The organism is Streptomyces sp. NPDC023838 (assembly GCF_040639555.1).
In the GTDB taxonomy this organism is placed as follows: Bacteria; Actinomycetota; Actinomycetes; order Streptomycetales; family Streptomycetaceae; genus Streptomyces.
On sequence record NZ_JBFAAD010000002.1, the window covers coordinates 310221 to 327657 of the forward strand.

The 17437-nt window shown below is 72.4% G+C and carries 17 protein-coding genes; 8 read left to right on the forward strand and 9 right to left on the reverse strand.

The window, feature by feature from the left end; all coding sequences use genetic code 11:
• Positions 1 to 83: 83 nt before the first annotated feature.
• A complete protein-coding gene (locus AB0G17_RS03700; RefSeq protein ID WP_361375099.1) occupies positions 84 to 1532 on the reverse strand; it encodes an amino acid permease in 1449 nt (482 codons plus the stop codon).
• A gap of 213 nt (positions 1533 to 1745) precedes the next feature.
• The gene (locus tag AB0G17_RS03705; RefSeq protein ID WP_361375101.1) at positions 1746 to 2447 is read right to left on the reverse strand and encodes a FadR/GntR family transcriptional regulator; all 702 of its coding nucleotides are present in this window, start codon (positions 2445 to 2447) and stop codon (positions 1746 to 1748) included.
• A gap of 194 nt (positions 2448 to 2641) precedes the next feature.
• Here AB0G17_RS03705 and AB0G17_RS03710 point away from each other — a divergent pair, with 194 nt between their 5' ends.
• Together AB0G17_RS03710 and AB0G17_RS03715 are read left to right on the forward strand one after the other, a co-directional pair.
• A complete protein-coding gene (locus AB0G17_RS03710) occupies positions 2642 to 3151 on the forward strand; it encodes a gluconokinase (RefSeq protein WP_361375103.1) in 510 nt (169 codons plus the stop codon).
• 44 nt (positions 3152 to 3195) lie between these two features.
• Complete coding sequence (locus tag AB0G17_RS03715; protein WP_361375105.1) at positions 3196 to 4602, forward strand: gluconate:H+ symporter; 1407 nt, start codon at positions 3196 to 3198, stop codon at positions 4600 to 4602.
• Here the strand turns inward: AB0G17_RS03715 and AB0G17_RS03720 are convergent.
• The 4 genes from AB0G17_RS03720 to AB0G17_RS03735 all read right to left on the reverse strand — a co-directional run bounded on the left by AB0G17_RS03720 (position 4588) and on the right by AB0G17_RS03735 (position 8670).
• Positions 4588 to 5337: a cytochrome b/b6 domain-containing protein gene (locus AB0G17_RS03720; RefSeq protein WP_361375107.1), complete on the reverse strand. Its 750-nt coding sequence runs from the start codon at positions 5335 to 5337 to the stop codon at positions 4588 to 4590. The two genes, AB0G17_RS03715 and AB0G17_RS03720, sit on opposite strands and share 15 nt — an antisense overlap.
• Positions 5279 to 5944: a molybdopterin-dependent oxidoreductase gene (locus AB0G17_RS03725; protein WP_361375336.1), complete on the reverse strand. Its 666-nt coding sequence runs from the start codon at positions 5942 to 5944 to the stop codon at positions 5279 to 5281. The genes AB0G17_RS03720 and AB0G17_RS03725 overlap by 59 nt, the downstream gene beginning before the upstream one ends.
• 169 nt (positions 5945 to 6113) lie before the next feature.
• Entirely contained in the window at positions 6114 to 7643 is a 1530-nt protein-coding gene (locus AB0G17_RS03730; protein ID WP_361375109.1) for an APC family permease, read from the reverse strand.
• A gap of 70 nt (positions 7644 to 7713) precedes the next feature.
• The gene (locus tag AB0G17_RS03735; protein ID WP_361375111.1) at positions 7714 to 8670 is read right to left on the reverse strand and encodes a hypothetical protein; all 957 of its coding nucleotides are present in this window, start codon (positions 8668 to 8670) and stop codon (positions 7714 to 7716) included.
• Between the two features lie 1019 nt (positions 8671 to 9689).
• On the opposite strand from AB0G17_RS03735, the gene AB0G17_RS03740 reads away from it, so the two are divergent.
• From AB0G17_RS03740 to AB0G17_RS03765, 6 genes are all read left to right on the forward strand, one after another.
• Positions 9690 to 10583 carry a DMT family transporter gene (locus AB0G17_RS03740; RefSeq protein WP_361375113.1) on the forward strand — a complete coding sequence of 298 codons (894 nt, stop codon included), beginning with the start codon at positions 9690 to 9692 and terminating at the stop codon, positions 10581 to 10583.
• A gap of 22 nt (positions 10584 to 10605) precedes the next feature.
• Positions 10606 to 11139, forward strand: a complete 534-nt coding sequence (locus tag AB0G17_RS03745; RefSeq protein ID WP_361375115.1) for an NUDIX domain-containing protein — start codon at positions 10606 to 10608, stop codon at positions 11137 to 11139.
• A gap of 23 nt (positions 11140 to 11162) precedes the next feature.
• Positions 11163 to 11555 carry a DUF202 domain-containing protein gene (locus tag AB0G17_RS03750; RefSeq protein WP_361375117.1) on the forward strand — a complete coding sequence of 131 codons (393 nt, stop codon included), beginning with the start codon at positions 11163 to 11165 and terminating at the stop codon, positions 11553 to 11555.
• A complete protein-coding gene (locus AB0G17_RS03755) occupies positions 11552 to 11869 on the forward strand; it encodes a DUF202 domain-containing protein (protein ID WP_361375119.1) in 318 nt (105 codons plus the stop codon). Before AB0G17_RS03750 ends, AB0G17_RS03755 begins: the two co-directional genes overlap by 4 nt.
• A gap of 140 nt (positions 11870 to 12009) precedes the next feature.
• Positions 12010 to 13038 carry a phosphotransferase family protein gene (locus AB0G17_RS03760; RefSeq protein ID WP_361375121.1) on the forward strand — a complete coding sequence of 343 codons (1029 nt, stop codon included), beginning with the start codon at positions 12010 to 12012 and terminating at the stop codon, positions 13036 to 13038.
• Between the two features lie 9 nt (positions 13039 to 13047).
• On the forward strand, positions 13048 to 14262 hold the full coding sequence (locus AB0G17_RS03765; protein ID WP_361375123.1) for an acyl-CoA dehydrogenase family protein: 1215 nt from the start codon (positions 13048 to 13050) through the stop codon (positions 14260 to 14262).
• A 6-nt stretch (positions 14263 to 14268) separates the two neighbouring features.
• Here the strand turns inward: AB0G17_RS03765 and AB0G17_RS03770 are convergent, their stop codons facing one another.
• Genes AB0G17_RS03770 through AB0G17_RS03780 form a run of 3 tightly spaced genes read right to left on the reverse strand, consistent with a single transcriptional unit; the run spans position 14269 to position 17331 of the window.
• Entirely contained in the window at positions 14269 to 14862 is a 594-nt protein-coding gene (locus AB0G17_RS03770; RefSeq protein WP_361375338.1) for a TetR/AcrR family transcriptional regulator, read from the reverse strand.
• 46 nt (positions 14863 to 14908) lie between these two features.
• On the reverse strand, positions 14909 to 16561 hold the full coding sequence (locus AB0G17_RS03775) for an AMP-binding protein (protein WP_361375125.1): 1653 nt from the start codon (positions 16559 to 16561) through the stop codon (positions 14909 to 14911).
• Positions 16558 to 17331 carry an SDR family oxidoreductase gene (locus AB0G17_RS03780; RefSeq protein WP_361375127.1) on the reverse strand — a complete coding sequence of 258 codons (774 nt, stop codon included), beginning with the start codon at positions 17329 to 17331 and terminating at the stop codon, positions 16558 to 16560. Before AB0G17_RS03780 ends, AB0G17_RS03775 begins: the two co-directional genes overlap by 4 nt.
• Positions 17332 to 17437: the final 106 nt, after the last annotated feature.

A 17437-nucleotide genomic window follows, 5' to 3' on the forward strand; every position in this document is an offset into this window, starting at 1 on the left:
GCCCGACCTCCGCACGTTACCCGGCGCATGGCGAAGGGCGGCACCCCGCGCCGGGATGCCGCCCTTCTCGTATGTACGCGGTGCTACTTGGCCGCGAGCTCCGTGACCCGCTTGCGGACCAGGAACCAGCCGCCGACCAGCATGCCCAGGATGACGGGCAGGCAGTAGACGGTGGTGCGGCCGACGCCGCCGCCGTACCACATCAGATACAGCACGGTGGCGAGGAAGGCCAGCGTGATGATCTGGGTGTACGGGGCCCAGGGCAGCCGGTAGGAGGGGCGGGTGAGCAGGCCCTCCTGGGAGCGGCGCCAGAACAGCAGCGAGCAGATCATGATCATCGCCCAGGTGCCGAGGATGCCGATCGAGGCGAAGTTCAGCACGATCTCGAAGGCGTCGTCGGGCATCAGCTTGTTCAGGGCGACACCGGCGGCGCCGAAGCCGGCGGTCAGCAGGACACCGCCGTAGGGCACCTGGCCCTTGTTCATCCGGGCGGTGAACTTGGGCGCGGAGCCCGCGACGGCCATCGAGCGCAGGATCCGGCCGGTGGAGTAGAGGCCCGAGTTGAGGCTGGAGAGCGCGGCGGTCAGCACCACCAGGTTCATCACGCCGGCCGCGCCCGGCACGCCGAGCTTGTCCAGGACGGTGACGAAGGGGCTCTGGCCGCCGGAGTACTGGGTGTACGGCAGGAGCAGCGCGAGCAGGACGACCGAGCCGACGTAGAAGATGCCAACGCGCCACATGATCGAGTTGATCGCCTTGGGCAGGATCTTCTGCGGGTTCTCGGTCTCGCCCGCCGCGACGCCGCAGAGCTCGACCGAGGCGTACGCGAAGACCACGCCCTGGACGACCAGGAGCATCGGCAGCATGCCCATCGGGAAGATGCCGCCGTGGTCGGTGATGTTGGCCAGGCCCGGGGTGTTGCCGTCGACGCTGTGCTGGGTGGCGACCAGGTAGATGCCCACCAGCATGAACGCGACCAGGGCCGCGACCTTGATGATCGCGAACCAGAACTCCATCTCGCCGAAGTACTTCACCGAGATCAGGTTGGCGGTGAGGACCACGGCCAGGGCGATCAGGGCGAGCACCCACTGCGGGATGTCGCTGAACATGGCCCAGAAGTGGGCGTAGGTCGCGGCCGCCGTGATGTCGGCGACGGCGGTGGTCGACCAGTTCAGGAAGTACAGCCAGCCCGCCGTGTAGGCGCCCTTCTCGCCCATGAACTCACGGGCGTACGAGACGAAGGCGCCGGAGGAGGGCCGGTAGAGCACGAGCTCGCCGAGGGCCCGTACGACGAAGAAAGCGAAGACGCCGCAGACCGCGTAGGCGATCGCGAGCGAGGGGCCGGCACCCGCCATCCGGCCGCCGGCGCCGAGGAACAGGCCGGTGCCTATCGCGCCGCCGATGGCGATCATGTTGATGTGGCGGGACTTGAGGTCCTTGCTGTAACCGGCGTCACCGGCGTCGATGTGGGGGGTGCCCTGCGTCGGCGCGGGCGCCGACGTCTCGGCCGCAGGCATGGTGCGGTCACTCATGTAGGTGTATCGCCTTCGTGAGGGGTCATGCGGTCGTGCGATACCGGGCTGTGCCGGTGCCGTCCCGGATGTGGCCGGTGGCGCGGGGAGAGCTCTGTGGGGTCACCCGCGGCGTGGCTGATTCGGGACATCGTCGCGGCTCGACGGGGCATTTGGCAGTGGCCAATGTCACGTACGGGCAGAACTGTGATGAATCTGAGCTAAATCTGAGCTTTACGGGGCGAGTACGTCCAATTCCTTGAGGGCGCCGACGGCGATCTCGCGGGTGAGTCTCTCGGCCCGTTCCGCGTCCCGCTCGCGGACCGCCTCGGCCACCTGGACGTGCAGGGTGACGGCCGCCGGATCGGGGTCCTCGAACATCACCCGGTGGTGGGTTCTGCCCGTCAGCACCTCGGCGACGACGTCGCCGAGCCGGGCGAACATCTCGTTGCCCGAGGCGTTGAGGACGATCCGGTGGAAGGCCACGTCGTGGATGAGGTAGCCCTCCAGCTGGCGGCCGCGCGAGGTGGCGACCATGCCGAGCGCCTGCTCGGTGAGGGCGGCGCACTGCTCGGGGGTGGCGTGGTGGGCGGCGAGCCCGGCGGCGACCGGCTCGACGGCCGAGCGCAGCACGGTCAGCGAGCGCAGCTGGCGCGGCCGATCGGATCCGGCCAGCCGCCAGCGGATGACCTGGGGGTCGTACACGTTCCACTGCTCGGTGGCGCGGACGGTCACGCCGACCCGGCGCCGGGACTCGACCAGCTGCATGGATTCCAGCACCCGGATCGCTTCGCGGATCACGGTGCGCGAGACGTCGAAGCGCTGGGCGAGCTCGTCGCCGCGCAGCACGCTGCCGGGCGGGTACTCGCCTGCGGTGATCGCGCGGCCGAGGGTGTCGAGCACCTGTGCGTGCAGTCCCTGGGCCTGTGTGGTCATGGGCAAAGCGTACGGGGCGGTGCGCACCGGGCAGGACGGGCACGCAGGGCGGCCCCTCAGAAAAGTATTACTTATTCATCACAGGGTCTTGAATACGTCGCACCTTTTGGGTTTCAGTAGCGCGACGGACGGATGGCCGGAAACGGCCCCCGCCCGGACCACATCGATGTCGACGAAGACAGCGAGGCACCGCTATGAGCACCCCCCACGTCGTCGTGGTGATGGGCGTGGCCGGCACCGGCAAGACCACCATCGGCCCCCTGGTCGCCGCCGCCCTCGGCGTTCCGTACGCCGAGGGCGACGACTTCCACCCGGCGGCCAACGTCGCCAAGATGTCGGCCGGCGTCCCGCTCCAGGACGACGACCGGTGGCCCTGGCTGGACGCGATCGGGCAGTGGGCGCACGGCCGGGCCGGCCTCGGCGGGGTGGTCAGCAGCTCCGCGCTCAAGCGGGCCTACCGCGACCGGCTGCGGGCGGCCGCCCCCGGCCTCGTCTTCCTGCACCTGACCGGCGACCGGGAGCTCATCGAGCACCGGATGAGCGAGCGCCGGGGCCACTTCATGCCCACCGCGCTGCTCGACTCGCAGTTCGCCACGCTCCAGCCGCTCCAGCCGGACGAGGCCGGCGTGGCCGTCGACGTCGCGGGCACCCCCGAAGACATCACCGACCGGGCCGTCGCCGCGCTGCGCCGGCTCGCCCACTGATTCGCCAGTTCTCGCCCACTGATTCGCCAGTTAAGGACCACACCGTGACCAGTCTCAGCGTCGAGATCCTGGCGGCGGGCGCGGCCGAGCCGATCACCTCGGCGGGCAACGCCCGGTTGGGGATCGCCGTGCTCGCCGGCATCGCCGTCATCGTCCTGCTCATCACCAGGTTCAAGCTGCACGCCTTCCTCGCCCTGACCATCGGCTCGCTGGCGCTGGGCGCCTTCGCGGGGGCGCCGCTGGACAAGGCCATCACCAGCTTCACCACGGGCCTGGGCAACACCGTCGCCGGGGTCGGGGTGCTCATCGCGCTGGGCGCGATACTCGGCAAGCTGCTCGCCGACTCGGGCGGCGCGGACCAGATCGTCGACACGATCCTGGCGAGGGCCGGCAAGTCCGGCGGGCGCGCGATGCCGTGGGCGATGGTGGTCATCGCCTCGATCATCGGCCTGCCGCTCTTCTTCGAGGTCGGGATCGTGCTGCTGATCCCGGTGGTGCTGCTCGTCGCCAAGCGCGGCAACTACTCGCTGATGCGGATCGGGATCCCGGCGCTCGCCGGTCTCTCGGTGATGCACGGGCTGATCCCGCCGCACCCGGGCCCGCTGGTGGCCATCGACGCCGTCGGCGCCAACCTGGGCGTCACGCTGGCCCTGGGCGTCCTGGTGGCCATCCCCACGGTGATCATCGCCGGGCCGGTCTTCTCCAGGTACGCGGCGCGCTGGGTCGACATCCCGGCGCCCGACCGCATGGTTCCAGCCCGCCCCTCCGAGGACCTGGAGAAGCGCCCGAGCTTCGTCGCGACCGTGTCGACCGTGCTCCTGCCGGTCGTGCTGATGCTGGCGAAGGCGCTGGTCGACATCGTGGTCGACGACCCGAAGAACCACCTCCAGCGGGTCACCGACGTGATCGGCTCCCCGCTGATCGCGCTGCTCGCGGCCGTGCTGGTGGCCATCTTCACGCTGGGCCGGGCCGCCGGGTTCAGCAAGGAGCGGATCTCCACGACGGTCGAGAAGTCGCTCGCCCCGATCGCGGGCATCCTCATGATCGTGGGCGCGGGCGGCGGCTTCAAGCAGACGCTGATCGATGTGGGCGTGGGGCAGATGATCCTGGACGTCTCCAAGGACTGGTCCATCCCGGCCCTGCTGCTCGCCTGGCTGATCGCGGTCGCGATCCGGCTGGCGACCGGCTCCGCCACGGTGGCGACGATCTCCGCGGCGGGGCTGGTGGCGCCGCTGGCCGCCGACATGTCGACCGGGCACACGGCCCTGCTGGTCCTCGCGGTCGGCGCGGGCTCGCTCTTCTTCAGCCACGTGAACGACGCGGGATTCTGGCTGGTGAAGGAGTACTTCGGGATGGACGTCGGCCAGACGGTCAAGACGTGGTCGGTGATGGAGACGATCATCTCTGTGGTGGCGCTGGGGTTCGTGCTGCTGCTGTCACTGGTGATCTAGGCGACGACCGCGCTCCCGATCGCCCTCCACCTCGCCCAGCTCGTCCAGCTCGTCCAGCTCGTCCAGCTCCTCCAGCTCCTCCAGCTCCTCCAGCCACAGCCCGTGCTCCCGCCGGGCCCATGAGCGCCCCACCGACCCGGTGCGCATGCCACGGCGTGCCTCCGGGTCGAGGAGCGCCATGGTCACATGACCCGTCAGTACGATCCCGACGGCCAGCGCCAGCCAGTCGTGGACGAACGTCGAGCCGATGCGTACCGGCAGCGGCGCCAGACGCGTGAACCACATGAACACACCGGTGCCCATCAGGACGAGCGCGGCCCCGGTGATCCACCCCGCGTAGACCTTCTGCCCGGCGTTGAACTTGCCCGCCGTACGCGGGCGTTCGTCCCGGGTGAGCGCCGAGCGCAGCCAGCGGCGGTCGTGCGGCCCGAACCGGTTGAGGCGGCGCAGATCGGCGCGGAAGCCCCGGGAGGCAAGCCCCGCCAGGACCGGTACGGGCAGCAGCACGCCCGAGTACTCGTGCACCGTCACCACCAGCTCCCGGCGCCCCACCGCCTCGGCCAGCTGCGGCAGATAGAGGACGGCGGCCGACAGCACGCACACGCCGAACACCAGCGCGTTGGTCCGGTGCACCCAGCGCTCGGCGCGGGTGAACCTCCTTACGCGCGCGGCCTGTTCAGCTCGTGGGGTGGTCGTCGCGTCCGTTGGACCGGCCGACCCAGGCATCCGTGTCATAGCCCCGCTCCTCCCAGAATCCCCGCCGCACCTTGCCCGTCACGGTGATCCCGGAGAGCCATTTCGCCGACTTGTAGAAGTACATGGGCGCCACATAGAGGCGGACCGGGCCGCCGTGCGCGTGCGACACGGGCTTGTCCTGCATGCTCAGGGCCACCAGCACGTCGTCACGGCGGGCCTGTTCGAGCGTGAGGCTCTCGGTGTACGTGCCGTCGAAGCAGGTGAAGCGGACCGCCCCGGCGCCCGGGCGCACCCCGGCCGCGTCGAGGAGCCGGGAAAGGCGTACCCCCGCGAACGGTGTGCCGGGCACCCGCCAGCCCGTCACGCACTGCACGTCCCGCACCAGCCGCGTCTGGGGCAGCGCCCGCAGCGTGTCCAGGGTGTAGGTGGCCGGGCGGTCGACCAGGCCGTCGACGGTGAGCCGGTAGTCGGCGGCGCGCTTGTGCGGTACGGAGGCGGCGACCGAGTAGTAGCGGAAGCCGCCGCCGTTGGGCAGCAGGCCGGTCAGGCCGGTGGGGTCCTTGCCGGCGGCGGCGCCGAGGAAGGACTCCAGGCCGCGCTGGAGGACCGGGGCGGCGGCGACGCCGGCGACGCCGAGGCCGAGCATGCCGAGCACGATCCGGCGGCCCACCGGGGCGCTCTCGGCGGCGGACGGTTCGGGTGGATCGGGTGGTTCGGGTTTCACCCCCCGATTCGAGCACCGGCGGCCCCCGGACACCAGGGGCCGCGGCACACCGTCATCGTTTGGTCAGAGTTCACGCACGCTCGAACTGGGCCTACGCCTGGGCGCGTCCCGCCGCCTTCTCCAGCTTCTCCAGCTGGAAGGCTTCGTTGCCCTGGCCGATCCGAGCGTGCGCCTCGGGCCGCACGGCCCGTACGACGAGGCCGTACGCCACGCCCGCCGCCAGGGCGAGCGCGATGATCGAGGGCAGGAGCCAGCTGAGCGAGGAGTCCGGGCCCGCGCCGACGAGGACGTCGAAGTCCTTGACCGTGTAGACCGCGATGACGACGAGCGCGACCCCGGCGATGCCCGAGGCGAGCAGCCGCCACAGCTGGGCCGCGGCCGCTCCCCTGCGGACGAAGAAGGCGATGACCGCGAAGCAGGCGGCGGCCATCAGCACGATCACGCCGAGGGCGCCCACGTTGCCCATCCAGGTGAACAGGTGCAGCACGGCGGCGGTCGGGTCGCCGGTGGGCTTGTCGTCGGTGACGGCGAAGGCGACGACGACCACGAGCGAGATCACGCTCTGGAGCAGCGAGCCGGTGCCGGGGGCGCCGCTGGTGTGGTTGGTCCGGCCGAACGCCGCGGGCAGCAGGCCCTCGCGGCCCATGGCGAAGACGTACCGGGCGACGACGTTGTGGAAGCTGAGCAGCGCGGCGAACATCCCGGTGACGAAGAGGACGTGCAGCACGTCGGTGAAAGTGGTGCCGAGCCGGTCCTCGGTGAGCCCGAACAGCAGCCCGGGCCCGTCCTTGCGGGCCGCGTCGACGATGCCCGCGGGGCCGGTGGCGACGGTGAGCGCCCACGAGCTGAGCGCGAAGAACACGGCGGTGAAGCCGACGGCCAGGAACATCACGCGCGAGACGACCAGATGCGGGCGGCTGGTCTCCTCCGCGTACACCGGCGCCTGCTCGAAGCCGGTGAAGGCGGCGATGCAGAAGCACAGGGCGGTGCCGATGCCCGCGCCGGAGAGCGTGGACGGGTTGAAGGCGTGCAGCGACAGGCCTTCCTTGGCCGGGTCGGCGACGGCGGCGAAGTCGAAGACGACGACCAGGGCGACCTCGATGACGAGCAGCACGCCGAGGACCTTGGCGTTGAGGTCGATCTTCAGCCAGGCGAGCGCGCCGACCACGGCGACCGCCGCCAGCGCCGGGATCCACCAGGCGAGTTCGGTGTCGAGGTAGGTGGCGCAGAGGCTGGAGACCTCGAAGCCGAACATGCCGTAGATGCCGACCTGGAGGGCGCTGTAGGCGACGAGCGCCACGAAGGCGGCGCCGGAACCGGCGGTGGGGCCGAGGCCCCTGGCTATGTACGCGTAGAACGCGCCGGCGTTGTGGACGTGGCGGCTCATCTCGGCGTACCCGAAGCTGAACAGGACCAGGACGGCGCCGAGGATGAGGAAGAGCAGGGGCTGGCCGACGATGCCCATCACGCCGTACGTGGTGGGCATGACACCGGCGACCACCATCAGCGGGGCGCTCGCGGCGAGCACCGAGAGCAGCAGCCCGGAGGTGCCGAGCCGGTCGGCGCGCAGGGCTCTCTCCTGCCCCTTGTACGTACGGATCTGTCTGGTGTCGCTCGACATGGCGGGGGTGCCCTTTCGGTGGACGCGGGGGTGATGCCGGTGTGCCGTGGTGCCGGTGTGCCGGGTGGGGCTAGGCGGTGCCGAGTGCGGCGCTGCGGGCGGCCTGGAAGGCGCGGTACGGGTCCCGGTCCGGGTACGACCAGGGGGCGGGGGTGAAGTGCCGGCCGATGCGGTGGAAGAGGGCGGCGGCCTCGGCGGGGCGGCCCTCGCAGTGCTTGGCGTGGGCGAGGAAGTTGAGGTCGACGCCGGCCCGGGGGTGGTCCTCGCGCTCCCACTCCAGCCACCAGTCGAACGCGGACTTGATCACCTGGCGGGCACGGCGGCCGGTCCAGTGCTCCGAGTCGACGGGGTCGCCCGGGGCCGCGCCCTCGGCCGCGAGCACCCGGTAGCGCTCGGCGTGGGCGACCAGAGGGAGCAGGGCGAGCGGGGAGTCGGCGGGGGCGCGGGCCACGGAGGCGGCGGCGAACGCGTACACCTCGTGCATGGGGTCGGCGCCGTCGCCCGGACGGCGCTCGGCGAGCCGGGCGGCCATCAGGTGGTGGGCGTGGTGGTGGTCCGGGTGCCGGGAGCACACCTCGGTGAAGATCTGCTCGGTCTCGTTGTCCGAGCCGAGGCGGCGGGAGAGGGCGAGCAGGGCGAGCCAGGGGGTCGGGTCGGCGGGGGCGAGGCGGGCGGCCTCCAGGCAGGCGTCGCGGGCACGGTCCAGCTGGCCCCGGTCGCGCTTTCCGTTGAGGCAGCGGGAGACGAGGGCGCAGGCGTAGAGGGCGGCGGCGTCGGCGCTGTCCGGCTCGGCGAGCAGCCACTCGCGGGCCCAGCCGGCGGAGGTGGCGGGCTCGCCCAGGACGGTGAGGCGGTGGCCGCGGCGGTCCCAGTCGTCGCCGGTCGCGGCCAGCAGCGAGCGGACCCTGGTCCACCGGCCCTGCGCCAACTGGGCGCGGACGGCGACGAGTTCGGCGTCGTCGAGCGCCGGGTCGAAGGCTCGTCCGCCGCGTTTGCGGGGGCGGCCGAGCGGGGGCGGGGGCGGCATCCGCGTACTTCCCGGGGGGTGGTTGGTGTTTGCGGGTGTGGCTGGTGGGGTTGGCGGGGTTGGTGGTTCGGTGACAGGGTGATCGCGGACAGCAAAGCGGTACCCAATGCTCCACGTCAAGGTCGGGTGGGCGTGCTTCGGGGTTCAACATGGGGGGTGGCCCGGGGGGTTGGCCCCCACCCCACCCCTTCCCTAAACCCTCCGGGGGCGGGGGCCGCCAGGACGACTCGCCCGGGGCTGCGCCCCTGCGCCCCACTCCGGGGCTTCGCCCCTGGACCCCTCTTCGCCTGCGGGCCGCATGTGGCTGGTCGCGCAGTTCCCCGCGCCCCTTAAATGCCGCTGCGCGGCATCGGCGGAGCGGCCCAGCCGCGCGGGGGCGCAAACAACCGAATCTTGCAGGGCACGGGAACCTGCGCACCCAGCCACCGCCACCCGCACCCGCCCGACGCGACCGGCCCCCCAAGGGGCGCGGGGAACCGCGCGCCCAGCCCAAGCGGACCCGCAGACAAAACAAGGGTCCAGCCCCCCAAGGGGCGCGGGGAACTGCGCGACCAGCCCAAGCGGACCCGCACCCGACCAACGGCCGACCTTCAGGGGCGCGGGGAACTGCGCGACCAGCCCAAGCGGACCCGCACCCGACCAACGGCCGACCTTCAGGGGCGCGGGGAACTGCGCGCCCAGCCACACGCGGCCCGCAGACAAAGCAGGAGTCCAGACCCCCAAGGGGCGCGGGGAACTGCGCGACCAGCCACACGCGGCCCGCACCCAACCAACGGCCGGCCTTCAGGGGCGCGGGGAACTGCGGGGCCGGCCGCCGACAACCCGCACGCGGCCGACGCGCAACCGGCCCCGTCGGCCCGCGGGCGAACACGAGGGCCGCGGCGGAGCCCCCGGTGGTGGCCGGGGTGGCAGCGGGGCCAAAAGGGGGCCGAGGCGGGGTGCTCGGGAGGCGGCAGGGCGCCTGGGGCGCTATCGTCGAGCAAGTTCACAAACCCCGGCCGCACTTGAAGGTGTCCCACGTGTCGGTTCTCGTCCTCGCTCTCGCCGTGGGCGCGGCCTGCTGTCTGGGCTTCGGGTTCGTGCTCCAGCAGAACGCCGCCCAGCACGCCCCGCTGAGCGACTTCCTCTCGCCGCGGCTGCTGCTCGACCTCGTACGGGTGCCCCGGTGGCTGGCGGGCATGGGGCTGATGGTCGCGGGCATGGTGCTGGGTGCGCTGGCACTGGGCCAGGGCGAGGTCTCCCAGGTGGAGCCCCTCCTCGCCACCAATCTCTTCTTCGCGATGGCCCTGTCCCGCTGGCAGACCAAGCAGTCCCTGGGCCGCCAGGGCTGGGCGGGGATCACCCTGCTCGCGGGCGGGGTGACCGCCTTCATGGTGGCGGGCCAGCCGCGCGGCGGTGACGACGTCGCCGGGCCCCTGCGGCACTGGCTGATCACCGGCATCGTCGTCGGGATCGCGCTCGTCCTCACCGTGTTCGCCAAGCGGTCCCGCCTCAGCGCCGGCCCCACCCTCCTCGCCGTCGCCGCCGGGTGCCTCTACGGCCTCCAGGACGCCCTCACCCGGGTCAGCGGCGAACGGTTCAGGGCCGACGGCTTCGCCCACATGCTGACGGGCTGGCAGCCGTACGGCGTGGTGGCGCTCGGCGTGAGCGGCCTGATCCTGGTGCAGAGCGCCTTCGAGACCGCCCCGCTGCGGATGTCGCTGCCCGCCCTCACCGCCGCCCAGCCGCTCGCCGGGATCGCCTGCGGCATCGGCTTCCTGGGCGACCAGCTGCGTACCGACGCGGGGGCGCTCGCCTGGGAGGCGTGCGGACTCGCCGCCATCGTGGCCGGAATCATCCTGCTCGGGCTGCACCCGGCGATGCCGTCCGGCACCGGCCCGAAGGAACCCGTCCGCGACCTTCAGCCGCACTGAGCCCGGTGGTTGGATGGGCCGTATGAGCTCCCCTCCGCCCTCCCCCGCCGACGAGATCCTCGACATCGTCGACGAGCACGACCGGGTCGTGGGCCGGGCGCCCCGCGGCGAGGCCTACGCCCGCGGTCTGCGCCACCGCTGCGTCTTCGTCCTCGCCCGCGACGCCGAGGACCGGGTCTTCGTCCACCGGCGCACCCCGGTCAAACTGGTCTTCCCCTCGCTGTACGACATGTTCGTCGGCGGTGTCGTCGGGGCGGGCGAGAGCTACGACGACGCCGCCCTGCGCGAGGCCGAGGAGGAGCTGGGCGTGTCGGGGCTGCCCCGGCCCGTACCGCTGTTCAGGTTCCTCTACGAGGGCGGGGCGGACGGGCGGCAGACGTGGTGGTCGGCCGTGTACGAGGTGCGCTGCACGCTGCCCGTGCACCCGCAGGTCGAGGAGGTCGCCTGGCACGACTTCCTGCCCGAGGCCGAGGTGGAGCGGCGGCTGGACACCTGGGAGTGGGTGCCGGACGGGCTCGACGCGTACCGGCGGCTGCGCGCGCACCGGGACGGGTGATCCCCTGCGGGTAGTGTGCAAAGGTGATCAGCATCGCGCAGACCCTGCGGCTGTGGTTCGCACCCGAGCGCATCGGCGAGGAGGGCGAGACGCCGGACTACCGGTTCTCGCTGGCCAACGAGCGTACGTTCCTGGCCTGGATCCGGACCTCGCTGGCCCTGGTCGGCGGCGGTTTCGCGGTCGACCAGTTCCTGCCGGACCTGCGCTGGGGCGTACGGGTCGGGCTCGCGCTGGCGCTGCTGGCGGCCGGGGTGCTGTGCGCGCTGCGGGCCGTGAACCACTGGGTGCGGTGCGAGCGGGCGATGCGGCGCGGCGAGGACCTGCCCGTCTCGCGCTTCCCCACCCTGCTGAGCGTGACGGTGGCGGTGGTCGCCGTCGTCATGGTGGTGGTCGTCGTCTTCGGCTGGGCCGGGTGACGGGCGCGCCCGACCGGGACCCCGGCCTCCAGCCCGAGCGGACCCGGCTCGCCTGGCGGCGTACGACGCTGTCCTGCACGGTGGCTGCCGTGCTCGCGGCCAAGCAGGCCCTGCACGGCGGCCGGACGCCCGTCGCCCTGGTGGCGGCGGCCCTGAGCGGCCTGGTCTGGCTGGGCTTCCTCGCCGTGGCCCACCACCGCATCCAGTCCCTGACCCGCTCGGCCCGCCCCGGAGTGCTGCGGGCCCGCGAGGCGGTCGCGGCGCTGGCGTGCGTGGCGGCGCTGGCGCTGTTCGCGGTGGCGATGCTGCTCTGACCGCCGCGCCCCCTGACCGCCGCGCGCCCCCCTGAAGCGGCCCGGCTCGCCGCACGGGATGCGCGGCAGCATCTGGACGACATACCGACTGGTCGGTAGCGTGTCTGTGACACGATCGCCGTCCCCGGAGGTACCCCGCCATGAGCACAGTCCCGCCAGGCCTCGACCCGGAGCGGCTGCGCGCCCACCTCGACCGCGCGCGGCCGGGGCTCGTGAACGGACCGCTCAGCGCCCGGCTCGTCGAGGGCGGCCGGTCGAACCTGACGTACATCGTGACGGACGGCAGCGGCCAGTGGGTGGTCCGCAGGCCCCCGCTGGGTCATGTTCTGGCCACCGCTCACGACATGAAGCGCGAGCACCGGGTGATCAGCGCCCTGCACCCGACGTCGGTCCCGGTGCCGGAGCCGCTGCTCCTGTGCGAGGACGACTCGGTCCTCGGCGCGCCGTTCTACGTCATGGAGTACGTGGCCGGGACCCCGTACCGCACGGCGGAGCAGCTGGCTCCGCTGGGGCCGGAGCGGACCCGGGCCGCGATCCTCGCCCTGGTGGACACGCTGGTCGAGCTGCACGCGGTGGACCCCGAGGCGGTCGGCCTCGGCGACTTCGGGCGCCCGGAGGGCTTCCTCGACCGCCAGTTGCGGCGCTGGGGCAAGCAGCTCGACGCCTCCCGCAACCGCGAGCTGGCCGGGATCGACGAGCTGCACGCGGCGCTCGGCCGTGAGCTCCCCGTCTCCCCCGCCCCCACGGTCATCCACGGCGACTACCGGCTCGACAACGTCCTCGTCGGGGACGACGACGAGATCAAGGCGGTCCTCGACTGGGAGATGTCGACCCTCGGGGACCCGCTGACCGACCTCGGGCTGCTCGTCATGTACAGCGCCGAGCTGACGGTGAAGGACTCTCCGGTCTCCACCACCGCCGGGGCCGCCGGACACCCCACCCCGGCCGAGCTGATCGAGCGGTACGCCACCCGTTCGGGCCGCGACACCTCGGCCATCTCCTGGTACACGGCGTTCGCCTGGTTCAAACTCGCCGTGATCCTGGAGGGCATCCACTACCGCTACACCCTGGGCCAGACCGTCGGCGCGGGCTTCGACCGCATCGGGGACCTGGTGCCGGTCTTCATCGACCACGGCCTCACCACCCTCCAGTCACCGCAGGAAGGCTGAACTCCCGCCATGGACTTCGCATTCGACGCACGGACCCAAGAGCTGCGCGCCAAGCTGCTCACCTTCATGGAGCAGTACGTCTACCCGGCCGAGACCACCGCGCACGAGCAGCGCCTCCAGCTGAAGTCGCCGTGGGACACGCCCGCCGTGGTGGCGGAGCTGAAGGCCGAGGCCCGCAGCCAGGGGCTGTGGAACCTCTTCCTGCCGGACGCCGAGCACGGCGCCGGGCTCACCAACCTCCAGTACGCGCCGCTCGCCGAGATCACCGGCCGCTCCCCGCACCTGGCGCCGACCGCCCTGAACTGCGCGGCGCCGGACACCGGGAACATGGAGGTGCTCGCCCAGTTCGGCTCGGACGAGCAGCAAAAGCAGTGGCTGGAGCCGCTGCTGGCCGGGGAGATCCGCTCGGCGTTCGCGATGACCGAGCCGGAGGTCGCCTCCTCGGACGCCACCAACATCGAGACCCGGATCGCCAAGGAGGGTGACGAGTACGTCATCACCGGCCGCAAGTGGTACATCTCCGGCGCGATGAACCCCGACTGCAAGATCTTCATCGTGATGGGCAAGACCGACCCGGACAACGAGGACGTCCGCCGCCAGCAGTCGATGGTGCTGGTTCCGCGCGACACCCCGGGCGTCGAGGTCCGCCGCGCCATGCAGGTGTACGGGTACGAGGACCACTCGCACGGCGGCCACGCCGAGGTCTTCTTCCACGGCGCGCGGGTGCCCGTGGAGAACCTGGTGGGCGAGGAGGGCGGCGGCTTCGCCATCGCCCAGGCCCGCCTCGGGCCCGGCCGGATCCACCACTGCATGCGGCTGATCGGGATGGCCGAGCGGGCCATCGAGCTGATGTGCCGGCGCGCGGCGGCCCGGACGGCGTTCGGCAAGCCGATCGCCCAGCAGGGCGTGGTGCAGGAGTGGATCGCGGACGCGCGCGTGGCGGTGGAGCAGCTGCGGCTGCTGGTCCTGAAGACCGCCTGGCTGATGGACACCGTGGGCAACCGCGGCGCCCACACCGAGATCCAGGCCATCAAGATCGCCACGCCCCGGACGGTCCTCGACATCATCGACAAGGCCGTCCAGGTGCACGGCGCGGGCGGGGTGAGCCAGGACTTCCCGCTGGCCGACCTGTGGGCGGCGGCGCGGACCCTGCGTATCGCGGACGGCCCCGACGAGGTCCACCAGCGCTCGCTGGCCCGCCGGGAGCTGAAGAAGTACCTGTAGCCCCGGTCAGGGGCGCAGGGCCCGCAGCAGCAGGTCGGCGAGGTGGTCGGCGACCTGCTGCGGGGTGAGCGGGCCGTCCGGCCGGTACCAGGTGGACAGGTGGTGGACCGACCCGAAGTGGTAGTCCACCACCAGGTCGGCCGGGGTGGCCGTGGAGAACACCCCGGCAGCCTGGCCCTCTTCGATCAGGGCCCGGAACCGCTCGTGGTAGCGCCGCCGCTCGACCCGTACCTGCTTGTTCTTCTCGGGGCTGAGGTGGTGCATCGAGCGGAAGAAGATGGACGCGTCGTCGAGGTTCTCGATGGTGGTGACCACCACGTCGGCGGCCGCGTCGCGCAGTCGCCGCTCGATGGGCGCGTCCGCGTCGGCGAAGGCGTCGAGCCGCTCCTGCTGGAGGCGCAGCACGCGCGCGTAGACCTCCTGGAGCAGGTCCTCCTTGGAGCCGAAGTAGTGGTAGAGCGCCCCCTTGGTGACGCCCGCCGCCTCGACGATCTCCTGGACCGAGGTCCTGTCGTACCCGTTCTCGGCGAAGAGGCGGGTGGCGGCGGCCAGCAGCCTCTGGGGGACGGGGGTGCCGCTCCCGTCCGTCGTCCTGGCCATGCCGTCGCCGCCTCTCTCCTGGTCCACCCGTTGGTTTCACGCCGTTCTAGTGGCGGGAACGCAGTTCCCGCCTGAGGATCTTCCCACTCGCCGTCTTGGGAAGCTCCGCGAGCACCTCGACCTGCCGGGGATATTTGTACGCCGCCAGCCGCTCCTCGCAGTACGCGGAGAGCTCGGCGGGCGTGGCCTCGGCGCCGGGGCGCAGGCTCACGTACGCCTTGACGTTCTCGCCCCGGTACGGGTCGGGGACGCCGACGACGGCCGCCTCGCGCACCGCCGGATGGCCGTAGAGCACGTCCTCGACCTCGCGCGGCCACACCTTGAAGCCGGACGCGTTGATCATGTCCTTCTTGCGGTCGACGACGTACAGCCAGCCGTCCCGGTCCATGAACCCGATGTCGCCGGTGCGCAGTTCGCCGTCCGGGAAGGTCTCGGCGGTGGCCTCGGGGCGGCGCCAGTAGCCGGGCACGACCTGCGGGCCGCGCACCACGATCTCGCCCTGCTCGCCGAAGTCCACCTCCTCGCCCTCCTCGTCGACGATCCGTACGACCGTCTCCGGGCCGGGCAGGCCGACCGAGAGCGTGCCCGAGACCGGGTCGACCGGGGCCTCCCGCTCCGGCGGCACCGAGGCGCACGGGGCGGTGCACTCGGTCAGTCCGTAGCCGTTGCGCAGATACGGGCCGAAGGCCGCCCGGAACTTCTCCACGAGCGCGGGCGGTACCGGCGCGCCGCCCGAGGAGATCACCCGGAAGGAGTCGAAGTGCTCGCGGGTGACGCCCGGGGCGGCCGCCAGGGCCATGAACGCGGTGGAGGGGCCCACGGTGTAGGCGGGGCGGTGCTCGGCGAAGGCGTCGAGCACCACGCCCGGGTGGAAGCGGTAGGCCAGGATGAGCGTGCCCGCGTTGGCGACGCACGCGGCGAGCTGGCAGACCATGCCGGTGATGTGGAAGAGCGGGGCCAGCGCGAAGTAGCCCGCGCCCTCGGGGACCGGGTGGCCGGTGCGCTGGCGCTCGGCGTTGTAGGTGATGCCCGCGTGGGTGTTCATGGCGCCCTTGGGGGGGCCGCTGGTGCCCGAGGTGTAGCTGATCAGCGCCGTGGCGTCGGGGGCGGGTTCGCGCCCGCCCGGGGCGGGCAGGCCCTGCCGGGCGACGGCCAGCAGGTCGTCGGTGTCGGCGGGGCGCGGCAGCCGCTCGAAGGCGAGCACGCGCGCGTCGTCGCGGCTCTGCAGGTCGAGCTCGCAGGCGGTGAGCGCGATCCGGACCGGCGAGGCGGCCGCGGTGTCCCGCAGATACGCCTCCCACGCCCGGTCGGAGCAGATCAGCGCGGCGGCCTCGGCGTCGGCCAGGACGTGCCCGACCTCGGCCGACTTGTACATCGGGTTGAGCGGGACGACGGTCGCGCCCGCCTTCCAGGCCCCGAGCAGCGCGATCACGAAGTGCGGGGTGTTCTGGAGCATGATCGCGACCCGGTCGCCGCTCTGGAGGCCCCGGGCGGCGAGGTGGCCGGCCACGGAGTCGGAGAGCGCGTCGGTCTCGCGGTAGCTGAGCCGCCCGTCGAAGTAGGCGAGCGCGGTGCGCTCGGGGGCGCGCAGGACGGCGGCGCGGAAGGCGTGCACGACGCTCGGGGGCGGGCTGACCGGGGCCCGCTGGGCCTCGGTGAGCTGCCCGAGCCAGGGCTTGGCCGCGTACAGGGAGGTCATGCGCCGTTCGCCTCCCACTTCTGCTGAAGGTGGTTCATGGAGGTGAGCCAGCGGTCCGGATCGCCGGCCCGCGCGCCGTAGAAGCCGGCGACCTCCGGGTGCGGCAGCACCAGGAACCGCTCCTCGGCCATCGCCTCGAAGAGCGCGTCGGCGACGGCCGCGGGCTCGATAGCGGTCGGCGCCAGCACCAGGTCCCCGGCCGAGCCGGTGGCGGCCAGCATGTCGGTGCGCACGCCCTGCGGGCAGATCGCGTGGACCCGCACGCCCCGGTGGCGGTAGGTGAGCGAGAGCCACTCCGCGAAGGCGAGGGCGCCGTGCTTGGTGACGCTGTACGGGGCCGCGCCGATCATGGTGAGCAGCCCGGCCGCCGACACGGTCGACACGAACCGGCCACCGCCGCGCTCCAGCCACTCGGGCAGCAGCTCGCGGGCGGCTCGGACATGGGCCATCACATTGACGTCCCAGGCGGCCGCCCAGACGTCCTCGGGCGCGGCCTCGGAACCGCCCGACCCCAGGCCCGCGTTGGCGCAGTAGACGTCGATCGCCTGGCCCAGCGCCTCGCGGGCGAGCGGGACGACGCCGGAGGCGTCGCCCGGGACGGCGATCGCGCCGATCTCCTCGGCGGTCCTGCGGGCCTTGGCCTCGTCGAGGTCGTTGACCACGACCCGGGCGCCTTCCGCCGCGAATCTGCGCGCGAGCGCGGCGCCGATGCCGCCGCCCGCCCCGGTGACCACCACTGCCGCGCCCTGGACGTCCTGGACCGAACCCATCGAGAATCCGCCTCTCCACATGCCGACTGATGAGCAGACTAACCAGTCGGTATGTGCGGATGGAAGGGGCCCGCCACGTACGGACGGAAGGGGCCGCGGCGAACCG

What these genes read in the sequence shown, in the direction of transcription:
- AB0G17_RS03765 (WP_361375123.1), top strand. Translation starts at nt 13,048, where the DNA reads ATGGACTTCGCATTCGACGCACGGACCCAAGAGCTGCGCGCCAAGCTG.
- AB0G17_RS03770 (WP_361375338.1), bottom strand. Translation starts at nt 14,862, where the DNA reads ATGGCCAGGACGACGGACGGGAGCGGCACCCCCGTCCCCCAGAGGCTG.
- AB0G17_RS03745 (WP_361375115.1), top strand. Translation starts at nt 10,606, where the DNA reads ATGAGCTCCCCTCCGCCCTCCCCCGCCGACGAGATCCTCGACATCGTC.
- AB0G17_RS03775 (WP_361375125.1), bottom strand. Translation starts at nt 16,561, where the DNA reads ATGACCTCCCTGTACGCGGCCAAGCCCTGGCTCGGGCAGCTCACCGAG.
- AB0G17_RS03730 (WP_361375109.1), bottom strand. Translation starts at nt 7,643, where the DNA reads ATGTCGAGCGACACCAGACAGATCCGTACGTACAAGGGGCAGGAGAGA.
- AB0G17_RS03720 (WP_361375107.1), bottom strand. Translation starts at nt 5,337, where the DNA reads ATGACACGGATGCCTGGGTCGGCCGGTCCAACGGACGCGACGACCACC.
- AB0G17_RS03700 (WP_361375099.1), bottom strand. Translation starts at nt 1,532, where the DNA reads ATGAGTGACCGCACCATGCCTGCGGCCGAGACGTCGGCGCCCGCGCCG.
- AB0G17_RS03705 (WP_361375101.1), bottom strand. Translation starts at nt 2,447, where the DNA reads ATGACCACACAGGCCCAGGGACTGCACGCACAGGTGCTCGACACCCTC.
- AB0G17_RS03780 (WP_361375127.1), bottom strand. Translation starts at nt 17,331, where the DNA reads ATGGGTTCGGTCCAGGACGTCCAGGGCGCGGCAGTGGTGGTCACCGGG.
- AB0G17_RS03760 (WP_361375121.1), top strand. Translation starts at nt 12,010, where the DNA reads ATGAGCACAGTCCCGCCAGGCCTCGACCCGGAGCGGCTGCGCGCCCAC.
- AB0G17_RS03710 (WP_361375103.1), top strand. Translation starts at nt 2,642, where the DNA reads ATGAGCACCCCCCACGTCGTCGTGGTGATGGGCGTGGCCGGCACCGGC.
- AB0G17_RS03725 (WP_361375336.1), bottom strand. Translation starts at nt 5,944, where the DNA reads ATGCTCGGCCTCGGCGTCGCCGGCGTCGCCGCCGCCCCGGTCCTCCAG.
- AB0G17_RS03735 (WP_361375111.1), bottom strand. Translation starts at nt 8,670, where the DNA reads ATGCCGCCCCCGCCCCCGCTCGGCCGCCCCCGCAAACGCGGCGGACGA.